Source organism: Halococcus thailandensis JCM 13552, from assembly GCF_000336715.1.
In the GTDB taxonomy this organism is placed as follows: Archaea; Halobacteriota; Halobacteria; order Halobacteriales; family Halococcaceae; genus Halococcus; species Halococcus thailandensis.
The window spans coordinates 1-12,945 of the sequence record NZ_AOMF01000175.1 but is presented as its reverse complement, the minus strand read 5'-3'; the positions used below and the strand labels follow the sequence as shown (position 1 = coordinate 12,945).

Genomic DNA, 12,945 nt, shown 5'->3' with positions numbered 1-12,945 from the left:
CTTCGGACTGTCGCAGAGCAGAGACACCAACCGGAGTCAGCAGAAGGCACGCTATTTCACGACGTCAAGGTCAATATTGACTTTGCTGAGTGGTCGCGCGAGGACATTCAGTCACTGAAAGAGAGAATCAACGATGAAGGGATTCAGTCGTTGAACAGAGAGGAGCAGCGCTTTGTTCTTGAGCGCGTCGGTGATGATGTTCTCAGTGATGCTCTCGATGCACAGACCAACCCGCCTGACCCCCAATCACGCACCACTGAGTGGCCCTAGCCGATCCGTGGTAGGTCGAACCCTTCGCCGCAGTGCCAGCACTCGTATTCAAGCTCCGCCGCTGGTGTGAGTTCGGCACGCAACGACCCACAATTCGGACACGGAGTTTCGGCCGCCGCCGCGGCAGGGGCTGAGGACATAGTTGTGTGCCTCTGCGCTCCCTTCGGACTCGAAACAGGTAACGCTGCTGGCTAAAATAGTGGACACCCCACGGCTTGCGCTGCTCTCGCTCGGTGGACACCCGGCCGGCTCGATCACGCCGGACACCCCATCATCGATTTGTAACTCTCTTCTCGACCCCGCTCAATATATCATGCTATCCGACCATTCTCAGTAACCCAATAATCACCCTCCCCATGGGAACTAGACGCCGCGGGGGTTCGCGGGGAGAAGTTCTCTAGAATGGGTCATTATCATGGAAGCAAGAAACCGCAACGCGGCCGCTGAGAAGCGGTGAATACATCACGAATACGGAGTTGTGTCTGACTGACTACTAAGTGAATACACCATGTTGGGAAGGGTATGAATCCAATCTCGGTGCGCCTTGATCCGGACGTCGTCGACGAGTTAGATGCCGAAGCAGAGGAAAAGGGAGTGTCCCGAAACAGTCACTTGAAAGATATTATCGGCCAGCGGAACGAATACGCGGAGTTGAGGAGTGAATACGAAAAACTCCGAAATGAATACGACGATCTGCTCGAAGAACGTGACCAGCTGAAGAATGAAACCGAAGCCTACGCGGATCACTATCAGGAGGAGAACGAGAAGCTTCAGGAGATCGCCAGCGAGCGCGACGAACTGAAACGCGAACTCGACGAGACGGAAACGAGGCTCGAAAACGTACGTCGGCAACTGCAGGCAGTAAACAACAAAGAGCGCGAGGTCGACGAGCTTGTCGAGTACGTCGAAGAGGAACGCGAGATCCAGAAGCAGCGCGAACAGCGCCGTGAAGATCGCCGCCAGGCGAACGTGATACGTCGGGCGTGGTGGTGGCTGGCCGGCGAGCCAGCGGATGGCGGGACAGCTGATTGANGCCGTGAAGATCGCCGCCAGGCGAACGTGATACGTCGGGCGTGGTGGTGGCTGGCCGGCGAGCCAGCGGATGGCGGGACAGCTGATTGAACCGCCACGGGGGCGATGGTTGATGTGCAATTTCAGGATCGGCTAGATCGTAGCGTGAAAACTGTGGGGGGAGAAGCTAAGGGATATACTTCCGCACCTGTGTGACGAATTTTTGCCCCGCCTTTGGCATGACTTTGTATCTGTCATCAATAGACGAGCCTTGGAGATGGATCTTGCCGGATGAGTAACCCTTCTTGTAACCGATAGAAGTGATCTTGCTAAGAGAGTAATCCTCAGTTCTTTGCGAGAGCCAACCTCGTTTGAACATGATGATCCGTTCAGTGGTGAGAACAAGCTTCAAGCTTTTTCGCATCCGCCAGCGCAACCATCTGCCGCTTGTTGATGAGATGGCAGTCACATACTCCTCATCGCCGTGGAGCATCGATTTGATCGCCTTTCGGTTCTTGCGGCTGAATTTCCCCAGAGAACTGTGGAGCCGTCCATACCGGCTCACCCGCTCCATCAAGCTCATGAGTAGTAGAGCTTGAGATATGCAATAAAGGTAAGGGTTCCAGCCTCTAAGAAAAGAATGAACTAGTCCGCGTCGTGGCGGTAGTCTTCAGTCTCGCCACCGAGATGCTCCGCAATATATTCGCGATCGTTCTCACGGAGCTCTTCGAGCGCCTCGCGGGGCTTCAGCGATCTCCTCGTCGGTCAGCAGTTGTTCTCGATCCACTCGCAGAACTCGTCCCAGTCGGAGCCGCCGGCCTGGTTCATGATGGATTTGAGTGTCCCGATTGGGACGGGGTCTCTCCCCATCGGAATGACGACGGTGTATTTCTTTCCGCTATGGTCGCGTTTCGTCATGACGACGTGGCTACCGCTGCCCTTACCCGCGTAGTCCCAGTTGGCCTTGTCGAATACTTTGAGGATCTCTCGGCTTGAGAACTGTCTCGTCGGCATCCAAGCTACGGCATCCCGTTCGGCGATTCGATCCCACGCTCATCGTCGTCGACGTCAATACCGAACTCCCGCCGGATTTCATCTTGCTTCTCCTCCGAAGCAGGTTCGGGGTCGGATTGGGCGAGCTCAACGGCTTCGATAGCCTGATCGATAGCGTGGTTTGGATCTTCGCCGTGGCTAGCGATCCCTGTATCGTTGTGGGTAGCGACCCAGTAGTGTTCTTCGCGCGCGACGGTGAACCCGCCGCGGTAGAGGGAATCGCTCATGGTGCTACTAGCGGACGTAGTGTTGGTTAAGTTTGTGGGTGATCGGTTATCCTGCTGCATCGTTATTCATCACCTTCGATATCCCAGCCATGCAGCAGCACTCCCTTCCACGTGAGCCCGCGCCGGTCTTTCTCAGCTTCTAACCGCTCGGCTTGTTCGTCGTCAAGTTCGATGTGAACGTTCTTCGCCATACATAGAGCATAGAAATTCGATAGACTAAAGTATGCCGGTCGTATAGCGTAGAGTAAGCACTGGATGACTGTTCTCGCGTGAGAATGGTCCGGGGTTTGTGGCCCCGAACCGGTGCTGACGGAAGCCAGCATGTCGATGGACACATCCAGCGGACAAGAGACTGACGACGTACAGCAACCAACCAACCTTTCACGAGACAAGCGGCCGGAGATTCACGGCTACGGTCCCGACGTGTCGCGTCACGCCGACGGCTCGATCCGTGAGATCGAACTCACGGTGGGATTCGGTGGGTACGACGGCTACCGGCTCGCGCTCACCTACTACGTAACCGATGGCACCGCACACGTCAAAGAAATTGAGAACGCCGGCCGCGACACTACCACGATCGCACGCGAACACCTGCGGATGCTCGCGCTTGCCGATGACGTCGTGAGTCGAGTCCCTGGCGTCGTATCGGTGACACGGATCGAGCGCGAGATCGCCAACACCCGCGACACCTACGAGCGCGAGCTCGGCGAACGCTGCGACAAGGACGGCTGCTATGACATGCCCGACAAGGCTCTCGGTTCGGGGAAGTGCCGCGAGCACACCCCACGAGAGGAGCGCCAATGAACGACGTCGATCCGATCATCGTGGCCGGCGACGACGGTATGATTCTCGACGAGAGCAGCGAGAGCGAGGGCGATCGCGCGACGCTCAACGAGTTCGGGATCATCGCGACTGACGGCGGCGCACCCGTCGGCGATGGCCCGGTGACGTGCCGAGAGGACGGCGACGGTCTCGCTATCCACGTCGATCCGGACAGCGAACTCGGCGAGCGCCTATCCTGGATCGCCGGCCACCGGGGTATGAGCGACGATGAACTGCTCGCCGACGCCATTCAGCAGTTCATCGATTGAGAGCGCGCCTAAGGAGAGCTGCCGCTCTCCCGTTCCTGGAACGGCGCGCTCGTCACGCGACGGGGCATGATGGCCATCGCGACGGCGGCGTGCCACAGAGAACGCTATGGCAGCCAACAGCGACACGGGCGAGAGCCCGCACGACGGCGACGAACAGAGCACCGGACAGACCGAGAGCGTCGAGCTTGAACTCCCAACAGCCGACATCGAACGTATCGAGTTCGAGATCGAGCAGAACAGTGACGCCGAGTATGCGAGCGAGAGCGTCGAGGAGTGGATCGAGCACGCCGTGCGGATGCACTTCGCGTGGATCGACAAGGAAGCTGAGCGGACGGAAGTGAACCTACGGGTCAACGTGCCGCCGGTGATGGCCCGTCGCGCCGAACTCGAAGCCGAGAGCGCACGGCAGCGCGGCCGCGATGCAAACATCGATGAGATCCTGCTCAACAACGTCAGCTTTGAGCCTGAATGGGCCGTTGGCGATGAGCTGATCGAGCCCGAATCCTGAGCGGGAGCAGGACACTCAGTGCTCAGCAGCAGGGGTTTGAAATGACATCCTCCTCGGCGTAAACGCCGAGGTTTCCCGACCGCAGTTGGGATATTAGGGTTCGCAGCGCACCCGTTCTTGTGGAAGGNGAAATGACATCCTCCTCGGCGTAAACGCCGAGGTTTCCCGACCGCAGTTGGGATATTAGGGTTCGCAGCGCACCCGTTCTTGTGGAAGGAACCGTCCTTCCGTAGCATCGAACGAGTACGTCGCTGGCTGTGCCATACAGCCGTTATCCCTATCCAGCCGGTCGAAAGCGTCTGGATTCGGGAGTAGCGTTTGTCTGATGTTCTCCGCACCGTTCGCGTCGGCGTTCGCCGTTCGACCACAGTTCTCGCAGTGGTACAAACCGCGCTCGACACGCTGGCTACCGTTCTTGTGGCCGCACACCGCACAGGTTTTCGACGTGTCGCGTTCGGAGTCCACGACCACCTCGATACCGGCAGCTTCGCCCTTGTATTCGAGCATCGTCGTGAGCCGCCCGAACGCCCATCCGTGGAGCATCTTGTTCCCGTGACGACCCCAGTTCCGACCGGAACCGTCGTCTTCCGAGCGGATGCCGTTGAGGTCGCCGACCATGAGCCGTCCGACGCCACGTTCGACGCACTCGGCGATGATGCGTTTCGAGAGTGTATGGTGGAAGTGTCGGCGGCGCTCTTTGAGCGTGCGCTTGGCGTTCCGAGCGCGGCGTGAAAGCCCGTTCTCGCCTTCGCACTCGTACTCGACGCGCTTGTAGTAGTGCTTGGACTCTTTGAGCCAGCCGCCGGGGAACAGCAGGGTTTCGTCCCCGAATGAGACGGCGGCGATGTTACTGATTCCGAGGTCCACGCCTGCCGTTCGGTCGCCGGGCGGTTCAACCTCGATTTCGTGACGGCAGACGATGTGGAGTCGCCACTCGCCGTGTTCAAAGACGGCGCGAACGATTTGGACGTTCTCGATTGTAACGTCCGGATCGGCGTCGTAGGCACACAGGATGAAATCGGACCAGTGTTCTTTCGTGTTCCGGCCCTTCGAGAGACGGATGTAGCCGTTCTTTTCGTCGTGCTTGAAGCCGTCCTCTTTGAACGTGACCGTTGCACGAGGATGCTCGTCGCCGTTCTTGCGGTAGCCGGGCGGGTTCGCTTTCTCGTTCCCGTTGTCTCGGTGGCCGTACCATCCACGGAACGCCTCANGATGCTCGTCGCCGTTCTTGCGGTAGCCGGGCGGGTTCGCTTTCTCGTTCCCGTTGTCTCGGTGGCCGTACCATCCACGGAACGCCTCAGCGAGTTCTTCGAGAACTCGCTGACTGGACTGTGCGTTGAGGTCCGCGTAGCGTTCGTGGCTCTTGAGGTAGGACTTGAGTACCGAGTCGTCGGGAATCTGGCCACAAGCGTCCCAAACGCGCCCTGCCGTCCACCGGGCGACGTTCCAGAGTTTTGCGGCNGACTTGAGTACCGAGTCGTCGGGAATCTGGCCACAAGCGTCCCAAACGCGCCCTGCCGTCCACCGGGCGACGTTCCAGAGTTTTGCGGCGGCGAAACCAAGCGTATCCAGCCCGTCGCGCACCTGCCGCTGGTTCCGTATGGAAGCGCGGTGGGTGTGGGTGACGGACTGAATCGCCATACATAGCCTATGTCACTGAACATACCTAAGCATTCCGCTTGTAGAATATCCGGCCAGCCATCGGCGTGTGGTCGGCGGTTGCACAGTACCGAGACACAGCTTACGCGATTCACGCCCGCCCCTCGGCCTGCGGCCTCGGGACGGGATTCTCTCGCTGTTGAAAGANGTACGTGTTTAGCGCGGTCCTCTCGTAGATGCCTCTGCACGTGATTCTGGTTGCTCTCCTCCGAGTATCGACGTCAGTTGATCCGGTGGATCGAGTCCTTGGCGTTCCCACGTCGCCACCATCGTCGAGATTGTCTCGTGGATGCGGACTCCGGTTTCCGACCGGAGTCCGCCGAACATCTTCCGCATCACTACCTGCTCGCGTAGAGCCCGCTCTGCGCGATTGTTCGTCGAATCAACGTCCGGCTCCGTGACGAACGTCAGCCAGCAGCCCAGCCCGTTCCGGATCTTCTCGGCTAACTGCGTCACTTCCTCGGTCTCGTAATCCGCTCTGATCAACTCCTCCAGACACAGCGAAGCCCGCGCCCGCCTCCGCTCGCGAGCGGAGGCAGGCGGGTCCTCCTCGTCGAACGCGGTCAGGTCCTCGTGGAGATCGTGCAGTACCTCCGAGATCGGTTCGGCCTCTTCGTGCCGCTCAGCAACGTACTTCGCCTCTCGGAGCAGATGTGCCCAGCACCGCTGAAGCTTCCCGTGATAGCTCGGATACGCCGACCAGCCGTCACAACTCAGGGTGGCGTCCTCGGCGAGTTCGTCGCCGAGGACGTCCTCCAGCACCTGACTTCCACGGCTCTCGTCGATCGTATAGAAGACGTCCTCGTCAGTCACGAACGTCCAGACCCAGTGCTGGTCGCCGTCGACCGGAAAGCCGGTTTCGTCGCAGTAGATGACGTCGCTGTCACGGACGCTGGCTCGAACGTCCTCGTACGCGGGTCGCAGCCGGTCTGCGACCCGCTCAGTCATGTTGTAGATCGTTGCCGGTGAAACCGGATGGTCGAGCTGCCAGTCGAACAGTTCGGCCTGCTTCCGGTGCGGAAGCCGGCCGTGATAGCGGAGGAGAGCGGTTTGGGCCAGCAAGCGTGGCCCAAACCGCCCAGTCTCCGGGCAATCAGGATGTTCGGCGACAACTTCGTTGCCACAGGAGCACTCCTGCTTTCCGAGCTCGTATTTCGTGACTTCGGTCGGGATGGGAAGCGGTATATCGACGATGACGCGGGAGACGTACTCGTCGGGATCGGTGAGAACGTGGTCGCAATCGGGACAGTACGCCTCCCCGACCCGGACGGTCCTGTCCGGGTCGGGTGGTGGCCGGGTCGTCCCTTCGTGACCAGGGTTGCGTCCAGGTCCGGACGAGGAGTCGCTGGCGGCGTCGGAGTCGCCGCCAGCTTCGTCATTTTCCTCGTCTTGCTCCGACTCCTCATTCTGTGGCTGTTGTCCGGCACCGTCCTGTTGGCTGGACGGCGTGTGGGCGTTTTCGTACTTCTTGAGGCGGTTTTCAAGCTCCTCGATTCGTTCGTTTTGGGCGGCGTTTTGCTGACGAAGAAACGCGTTCTCAGCGAGAAGAGCGAGATCTCGCTGAGGAAGGATCGTCCGACCCGCAGAACGGATCGCCGAGGTCGAACGACCCGGCGATCCGTCAGGCCCGGAAAGCACGATTAGCGGCTGTTCGTCCTGCTCTTCCCTGAGAGCTACGATTTCTCCTTGGCTGTTCCGCTAAACAGATACGCGGGTTCGGTCAGTTGCGACTGCGCTACGCCACGCGTGCGAGCAGTCGCTCCCGGAGCACGAGCAGACACGGCAACACCGTCATACACGCGATGAACGCATAGACGATGCTCAGCCCCGTCACGATGCCGAAGCGCTGGAGCGGTGGCGACAGCGCCAGCGCGAGCACCCCGAAGCCGGCCGCGGTCGTCACCGCGCTCCCGAGCAACGCGCCGCCGGTGCCAGTGAGCGTGGCCGACAGCGTGTCGGCGAGCGAATCGTGGCGCACGCGCTCGTCGACGAACCGTTCGCTGACGTGGATGCTGTAGTCCACGCCGAGACCGATCGCGAGGCTCGTGATGACGACCGTCTCGCTGTTGAACGGGATGTCGAGGGCGGCCATCGTCCCGAGCAGCCACGCGAGCGCGATCAGGACGGGGACGAGCGCGATCACTCCCAGCCCCGGCGTACGATTTCGCCACCAGTACAGCCCGGCCAGCAGCCCGAGAATGACCACAAGCGTGATGGCGAATCCCTCGACGAGCGTCTCGAACAGCGCGCTCTGGACGACGGCGGTGATGACCGGCCCGCCCGTTGCGGTGGCCGTCACCGGCGCGTCCCCTTCGATCGTCGACGCGACGTCCCGCACGTCGCCCGCGACCGCTTGAGAAGAGGCGTTGCCCTGGACACCGACGGTCAGCCTGGCGGACTGGTACGAGCCGTTGTCGGCCCGGGAGAGCACCGACGACGCCTGCTCCGGCGCGGCATCGAACAGGAGATCGTACACCGCCGCCGTATCTCGATCCGGGAGCCCGTCACCGTCCGTATCGCGCGTTGCGATCGCGTCGGCGACCGTCTCGTTTTGCGCGGCGACGCTCCGGAGAACGGACGACGGGCTCTCTATCGCGGCCCGTCCGTCGGCACCGACGACGATCGCCCCGCTTTGGCTGGTGTTTTCGGCCGCCTCGTCGACGGCGGTCAACAGCGCCGGTGCGGTCACGTTCCCTTCCAGCAGTATCTGTCCGTCCGAATCCTGGCCACGCTGGCGGAAGTTCTCGCTCAGGTAGTCGAGGTTCTCGCTCACGTCGTAGTCACCGGGCGCGAACGGGCCCGGCAGCGAATCCATCCACGCCGGTGCGTCCTGGGGCAGGAAGTCGGCCTGGTTGAACTCCGTGTCGATGCCGGTCGCGCCGTAGGCACCGCCGGCGGCGAGCACCACCGCGAGAACGATGACGACAAGCGGTGCGCGCCGGGCGAGCGTGGCGGTGCCCGAGAGCAACCGGCGCAACCAGCCCGAATCGACGCCGACGGCAGCGTTCCGTCGATCCCGATCACGACGATCGAAGAACCGTTCGAGTTCGAGTTTGAGCGCCGGGACGAGCGCCGCGAAGACGACGAAAATGGCGACGATCCCGACACCGCTCAGGATCGCGAAATCCTGAATCGAGCCCAACGGGCTGATGTAGTTCGAGAGGAAGCCGACGGCCGTCGAGAACGCGGCGGTCGCCAGCGCGAGCACGACGCCGGCGATCCCGATACGCATCGCGGCCGTGGGATCGCGTTTCTCGACAGACTCGTCGTCGGTATCGAGAGTGCCCGTTCTGGCCTCGCGATAGCGCATGACGACGTGGAGCGAGTAGTCGATGCTCAGGCCGATCAGCAGGAAGGGGACGGCGATCAGCGTCGAGTTCGACGGAATGCCGAGCCAGCCCTGGATGCCGGCGTACCAGACCAACACGACGGCGACGCCGAAGACGCTCACGAGCACGTCCATCAGATCGCGGTAGGCGATCGCGAGCACCACGAGCAGGAGGACGATCGCGATCGGCGTGATGATCGTGAACGTATCGCCGATCGCCTGGGAGGATTCCTCGTCGATGATACCCTGCCCGAAGACGAACGCGTCGGCAAAGCGGTTCTCGACCAGCGCGTCGATCGCCACCTGCGCGTCGTTGACCTCCTCTTCGGTCGCCACCGAATCGCCCGGGGGCGTCTGGAAGACGAGGGTGGTCCGTGCGTCGGCCCGTGTCGTGCCCGGTTCGTACGTCGTCGGCAGGAACTCGGCCGGGTCGTCGCCCGGAACGGACGCGTCCGGATCGAGGATGCGGCTGAGATACGTCTCGACCTGTGCGTCGGATCTGGATTCGAGGGCGGCAATCTGCTGATCGAGCGTCGGCTCCGACGATCGCTCCGCTCCCGGACCCGCCGTAGCGTTCGCGGCTGTCCCGTTGGATGCGGTCCCGTTGGAGTCGTCACCACCCGCGGCATCGGCGCGCTCGCTCTGCTGGTGGGCGTAGGCGACGTTCGCCACGATGTTCTCGATGCCGATCGCTCCCGTCCCCGCGCGCAGCGTCGCGTTGATCGATTCGTTGTCGTGGAACTGTTTCTGCAATCGGAGGCTCTTCAGGAGCGACTCGCGCGTGAGGACGTTACCGCCGTCGTCCCTGACGACGACCTGCGAGACCACCGCGTCGTCGGTCCCGTAGGTCGCATCGATGCGATCGAGCGCCGCCTGCTCCGGCGAGTCGATGCCGGCCTGGCCGATCTGACCTTCCTCCGTGGTGCCGACGACTGCCCCAGCGCCGACGATCGCGGAGACGACGAGCAGCAGGGCGATTATCAGCCGACTCCGCGAAACGAGGAATTCCGCGTAGCGGGACGGAATGTCGCGTTTCATCGGCTCCCGTCCCTATCCGACATGGAAGCGACCGCACGATCCCGTTCTCGATCCGTCGTTGCGTCTCCGTTCATACCCCTCCTCCGAGAGGAACCGATAAGGGGCGATGGAAGGTTCCCAGAACGTGGGAGAGCCGTTCCGACGGAGAGACACGACACTCAGGAACCGTGACGAGAAGGGAGGAAAAGGGAGGGGGAGGGGGGGGAGAGGAGTCTACGTCCGATAGAGTCCGACGATCATGACGGCGAACCCGGCACAGATGATCACGCTTTCGAGAAGCATGCCGAGCGTGATCGACGCGCCGCCGAGGTGGTGGAACGCACCCACGAGAACGGTGCCGAGGGTGATGACCGCCAGCCCCAGCGCGAAATACTGGAGTCCGGCGATCCGCGTCCGATCGTAGGCTCTGTAGGCCATCAGGGAGACGATTCCCCCGAGAACGAGCGCGGCGAGTTTGACGACGAGCAACGACGCGACGAGCGGGTCCATCACGACTCCTCCTTCATCGCCGACCAGAACGTGGCCAGTCGGTCCTCGGCATCCGTCTCCGGGCGCGCCACCGACATGGTGAACCCGCCGTCATCGTCGACACCGATGGTGATCTCCGAGAAATCCCGCTCGTAGAGCGTGACGTTCGGCCCGTCGCGGCGCACCTCCGTGTACTCCCTGACGAGGCCCGATTCCCGGAGCAGTTCGAGCTTGCGATACACCGTCGAACTGGACAGGTCGCACTCGTCGCGGAGCTCGCTCGCGGATTTCGGGCTGTCCAACAGCGCCAGGATCGCTCGGCAGTGATCGTCGTCGAGCGATCGCAACACCGTCGGGAGCGAGGGATCATCGGGGTCGTCGGCCGTCCAGCGAGCCATTCCTGTGGAGCCGTCCGTCGTGTCCGCGTTCGACGGGATCAGTGATAACCGGTTCGACCCGACGTGGTCACTCATACCGAGGATGCTCCCGTGATATCGCTCCGGGCGTCGGCGTCGATCATCGCTTCTCTCACTGGTTCTTTCGGTGGCTGGGGTATAGTGGTCTCGGTCGTTCCCAGATCGCCGGAATGGCACGATCCCGGTCGTCGGGCGAGTCGCTGGCCCCAGCCCGTGGCACTCCCACGATCTGGGACGCCTCCGATGGCGTTTATATCCTACCCCCGAACGATCCGATGATGACGAACGGAGCAACCGGACGAATCCGCTTGAGAGATGTCGAACAGATGACTGAAAATCGACTGGCGCGCCGGGGAAGGGAAGTCACGTCGACGAGCGAACGGTCGGACACGAGGGGGCGCGGATGACGAGCGTGCTCGACGTGGCGATGACCATCCACACGGTCTTCGCCGCACTGTGGACGGGTGGCACGCTCGTCGTCGCGGGTGCCGTCATCCCGGCCGCGCGCAGCGAGCTGCTGAACACGGACGGACTGGCGCTCGTGGCACGTCGGTTTCGCTATCTCACGGCCGCGTCGGTGCTGCTGCTGTTGTTCAGCGGTGGCCATCTCGCGGGGACGCTCTACACCGCCGAAACGCTCCAGACGACGGGCCGGGGAAACCTCGTCCTGACGATGGTCGGCCTCTGGCTCGTCCTCGCAGTCGTGCTGTTCTTCGGATTCCGTCGCTTGTCCGGCAGTCGATCGAACCAGTCGGCAGTAGCCGCGGCAACGAACGCACGACCGTGGTTTCTCGGGGCGAGTATCGTTTCGATAGCGCTGCTCGTCGTCGCCGGACTGCTGTGAACTGATTCGAAATCCGTCGTTCCGAACGTTCCCGGATAGTCGGGAAACGAAGTCGGGATCTCGATGCGCAAGCGCTAACTACTGATGAGTACCACCGGAAGATATGTCGATCACCGACGAGCAGTTCGAGCGGTATCAACGGGACGGCTATCTCGTCGTCGAGGACGTTCTCGCCCCCGACGAGGTCGCGTCGGTCACGCAACGCCTCCGCCAGTACGTTCGCGGCGAGCGGGCCGAAGACGAGTTCGAGCGAATGCTCGAACCCTCGATCGATCCCGACACGTTCGAGGGCGAGGGTGAGCCCGTACGCAAGTTCGAGGGCGTCGGCATGGTGCGCGAGGACGACGTCTTCCACGACCTCGCCTTCCACGACGGCATCCTCGACGTCGTGAGGCAGCTTCAGGGACCGAACCTCAAACTGCTGCGGAGCGCGGGCATGCTCAAACCGCCGCAGGTCGGTAGCGAGAAGAAGTTCCACCAGGACGCGGCGTACTATCCGATCCGGCCGATGGATCACGTTACCGTCTGGATCGCGCTCGACGAGGCGACCGCGGAGAACGGCTGCATGCAGGTGGTTCCGGGCGCGCACACTGACGGCTTGCTCACCCACGAGGAAGTCGAGTACGACACCGACATCGCGCTCGCGGGGAGCGACTACGACGAGAGTGACACCGTCTCCCTGCCGATGGACCCCGGCGACGTGCTGTTCCAGCACTGCTTGCTGCCCCATTACACCGCGCCGAACGAAACGGATCGATGGCGGCGAGCGATGATCGTCGCGTACATGCGCTCGCGATCCAGATTTACTACGGACGATCGGCCGGAGTGGGTCGAGAGCCATCCGATCGCTGGCGACGAGTTCCCGGGGTGTGTCTGAATGAGCGTCGCGGAGCGGTTTCGAGCGTTCACCGGCAGCATCGGGCCGACGTGGCTCGCGGGAGCCATCGCGGCCGGCCCGGCGACGATGGCCAGCCTCATCACTGGCGGTGCGGACTTCGGCTACACGCTGCTCTGGGTCGCCCTGCTCTCGGC

General features: G+C 62.1%; 16 protein-coding genes and 1 pseudogene. 8 read left to right on the top strand and 9 right to left on the bottom strand.

Annotation, left to right across the window (positions count from 1 at the left end):
* Both C451_RS22680 and C451_RS19010 read left to right on the top strand, forming a co-directional pair.
* A partial coding sequence (locus C451_RS22680; RefSeq protein ID WP_007743195.1) for a hypothetical protein occupies positions 1–270 on the top strand: 270 nt, incomplete at its 5' end.
* A gap of 522 nt (positions 271–792) precedes the next feature.
* On the top strand, positions 793–1,302 hold the full coding sequence (locus tag C451_RS19010) for a ribbon-helix-helix protein, CopG family (RefSeq protein ID WP_007743193.1): 510 nt from the start codon (positions 793–795) through the stop codon (positions 1,300–1,302).
* 166 nt (positions 1,303–1,468) lie between these two features.
* On the opposite strand, the gene C451_RS19005 is transcribed toward C451_RS19010, so the two are convergent.
* From C451_RS19005 to C451_RS24135, 4 genes are all read right to left on the bottom strand, one after another.
* Entirely contained in the window at positions 1,469–1,864 is a 396-nt protein-coding gene (locus C451_RS19005) for a PH domain-containing protein (protein WP_007743191.1), read from the bottom strand.
* Positions 1,865–2,046: 182 nt separating this feature from the next.
* Positions 2,047–2,295, bottom strand: a complete 249-nt coding sequence (locus C451_RS19000) for a type II toxin-antitoxin system HicA family toxin (protein WP_007743188.1) — start codon at positions 2,293–2,295, stop codon at positions 2,047–2,049.
* Positions 2,296–2,300: 5 nt separating this feature from the next.
* Positions 2,301–2,561, bottom strand: a complete 261-nt coding sequence (locus C451_RS18995) for a type II toxin-antitoxin system HicB family antitoxin (RefSeq protein ID WP_007743182.1) — start codon at positions 2,559–2,561, stop codon at positions 2,301–2,303.
* A 62-nt stretch (positions 2,562–2,623) separates the two neighbouring features.
* Positions 2,624–2,752, bottom strand: a complete 129-nt coding sequence (locus tag C451_RS24135) for a hypothetical protein (protein WP_275039341.1) — start codon at positions 2,750–2,752, stop codon at positions 2,624–2,626.
* Between the two features lie 136 nt (positions 2,753–2,888).
* On the opposite strand from C451_RS24135, the gene C451_RS18990 reads away from it, so the two are divergent.
* The 3 genes from C451_RS18990 to C451_RS18980 all read left to right on the top strand — a co-directional run bounded on the left by C451_RS18990 (position 2,889) and on the right by C451_RS18980 (position 4,160).
* Positions 2,889–3,365: a hypothetical protein gene (locus tag C451_RS18990; protein WP_007743180.1), complete on the top strand. Its 477-nt coding sequence runs from the start codon at positions 2,889–2,891 to the stop codon at positions 3,363–3,365.
* A complete protein-coding gene (locus tag C451_RS18985) occupies positions 3,362–3,652 on the top strand; it encodes a hypothetical protein (protein ID WP_007743179.1) in 291 nt (96 codons plus the stop codon). Before C451_RS18990 ends, C451_RS18985 begins: the two co-directional genes overlap by 4 nt.
* A 106-nt stretch (positions 3,653–3,758) precedes the next feature.
* On the top strand, positions 3,759–4,160 hold the full coding sequence (locus C451_RS18980; protein WP_007743176.1) for a hypothetical protein: 402 nt from the start codon (positions 3,759–3,761) through the stop codon (positions 4,158–4,160).
* A 183-nt stretch (positions 4,161–4,343) separates the two neighbouring features.
* Here C451_RS18980 and C451_RS18975 read toward each other — a convergent pair whose 3' ends face one another.
* The 5 genes from C451_RS18975 to C451_RS18950 form a co-directional block, all read right to left on the bottom strand.
* Entirely contained in the window at positions 4,344–5,801 is a 1,458-nt protein-coding gene (locus tag C451_RS18975) for an RNA-guided endonuclease InsQ/TnpB family protein (RefSeq protein ID WP_049913239.1), read from the bottom strand.
* A gap of 174 nt (positions 5,802–5,975) precedes the next feature.
* The gene (gene tnpC, locus C451_RS21195; RefSeq protein WP_394295075.1) at positions 5,976–7,412 is read right to left on the bottom strand and encodes an IS66 family transposase; all 1,437 of its coding nucleotides are present in this window, start codon (positions 7,410–7,412) and stop codon (positions 5,976–5,978) included.
* 142 nt (positions 7,413–7,554) lie between these two features.
* Complete coding sequence (locus tag C451_RS18960; protein WP_007743171.1) at positions 7,555–10,185, bottom strand: efflux RND transporter permease subunit; 2,631 nt, start codon at positions 10,183–10,185, stop codon at positions 7,555–7,557.
* 213 nt (positions 10,186–10,398) lie between these two features.
* Positions 10,399–10,674 (bottom strand): DUF7521 family protein, encoded by a 276-nt coding sequence (locus tag C451_RS18955; protein WP_007743170.1) that lies wholly within the window; start codon positions 10,672–10,674, stop codon positions 10,399–10,401.
* Complete coding sequence (locus tag C451_RS18950) at positions 10,674–11,126, bottom strand: ArsR/SmtB family transcription factor (protein ID WP_007743169.1); 453 nt, start codon at positions 11,124–11,126, stop codon at positions 10,674–10,676. Before C451_RS18950 ends, C451_RS18955 begins: the two co-directional genes overlap by 1 nt.
* Before the next feature lie 346 nt (positions 11,127–11,472).
* Between C451_RS18950 and C451_RS18945 the strand changes: the two genes are divergently transcribed.
* The 3 genes and pseudogenes from C451_RS18945 to C451_RS23880 all read left to right on the top strand — a co-directional run.
* Positions 11,473–11,913, top strand: a complete 441-nt coding sequence (locus C451_RS18945; protein WP_007743168.1) for a hypothetical protein — start codon at positions 11,473–11,475, stop codon at positions 11,911–11,913.
* A 103-nt stretch (positions 11,914–12,016) separates the two neighbouring features.
* Positions 12,017–12,790 carry a phytanoyl-CoA dioxygenase family protein gene (locus tag C451_RS18940; RefSeq protein ID WP_007743167.1) on the top strand — a complete coding sequence of 258 codons (774 nt, stop codon included), beginning with the start codon at positions 12,017–12,019 and terminating at the stop codon, positions 12,788–12,790.
* Positions 12,791–12,945, top strand: a pseudogene (locus C451_RS23880) (divalent metal cation transporter); the annotation flags it as partial. It lies immediately after the preceding gene.

What these genes read in the sequence shown, in the direction of transcription:
- C451_RS18985 (WP_007743179.1), top strand. Translation starts at nt 3,362, where the DNA reads ATGAACGACGTCGATCCGATCATCGTGGCCGGCGACGACGGTATGATT.
- C451_RS18940 (WP_007743167.1), top strand. Translation starts at nt 12,017, where the DNA reads ATGTCGATCACCGACGAGCAGTTCGAGCGGTATCAACGGGACGGCTAT.
- C451_RS18955 (WP_007743170.1), bottom strand. Translation starts at nt 10,674, where the DNA reads ATGGACCCGCTCGTCGCGTCGTTGCTCGTCGTCAAACTCGCCGCGCTC.
- C451_RS18945 (WP_007743168.1), top strand. Translation starts at nt 11,473, where the DNA reads ATGACGAGCGTGCTCGACGTGGCGATGACCATCCACACGGTCTTCGCC.
- C451_RS18960 (WP_007743171.1), bottom strand. Translation starts at nt 10,185, where the DNA reads ATGAAACGCGACATTCCGTCCCGCTACGCGGAATTCCTCGTTTCGCGG.
- C451_RS18995 (WP_007743182.1), bottom strand. Translation starts at nt 2,561, where the DNA reads ATGAGCGATTCCCTCTACCGCGGCGGGTTCACCGTCGCGCGCGAAGAA.
- C451_RS19010 (WP_007743193.1), top strand. Translation starts at nt 793, where the DNA reads ATGAATCCAATCTCGGTGCGCCTTGATCCGGACGTCGTCGACGAGTTA.
- C451_RS19000 (WP_007743188.1), bottom strand. Translation starts at nt 2,295, where the DNA reads ATGCCGACGAGACAGTTCTCAAGCCGAGAGATCCTCAAAGTATTCGAC.
- C451_RS18980 (WP_007743176.1), top strand. Translation starts at nt 3,759, where the DNA reads ATGGCAGCCAACAGCGACACGGGCGAGAGCCCGCACGACGGCGACGAA.
- C451_RS19005 (WP_007743191.1), bottom strand. Translation starts at nt 1,864, where the DNA reads ATGAGCTTGATGGAGCGGGTGAGCCGGTATGGACGGCTCCACAGTTCT.
- C451_RS18950 (WP_007743169.1), bottom strand. Translation starts at nt 11,126, where the DNA reads ATGAGTGACCACGTCGGGTCGAACCGGTTATCACTGATCCCGTCGAAC.
- C451_RS24135 (WP_275039341.1), bottom strand. Translation starts at nt 2,752, where the DNA reads ATGGCGAAGAACGTTCACATCGAACTTGACGACGAACAAGCCGAGCGG.
- C451_RS18990 (WP_007743180.1), top strand. Translation starts at nt 2,889, where the DNA reads ATGGACACATCCAGCGGACAAGAGACTGACGACGTACAGCAACCAACC.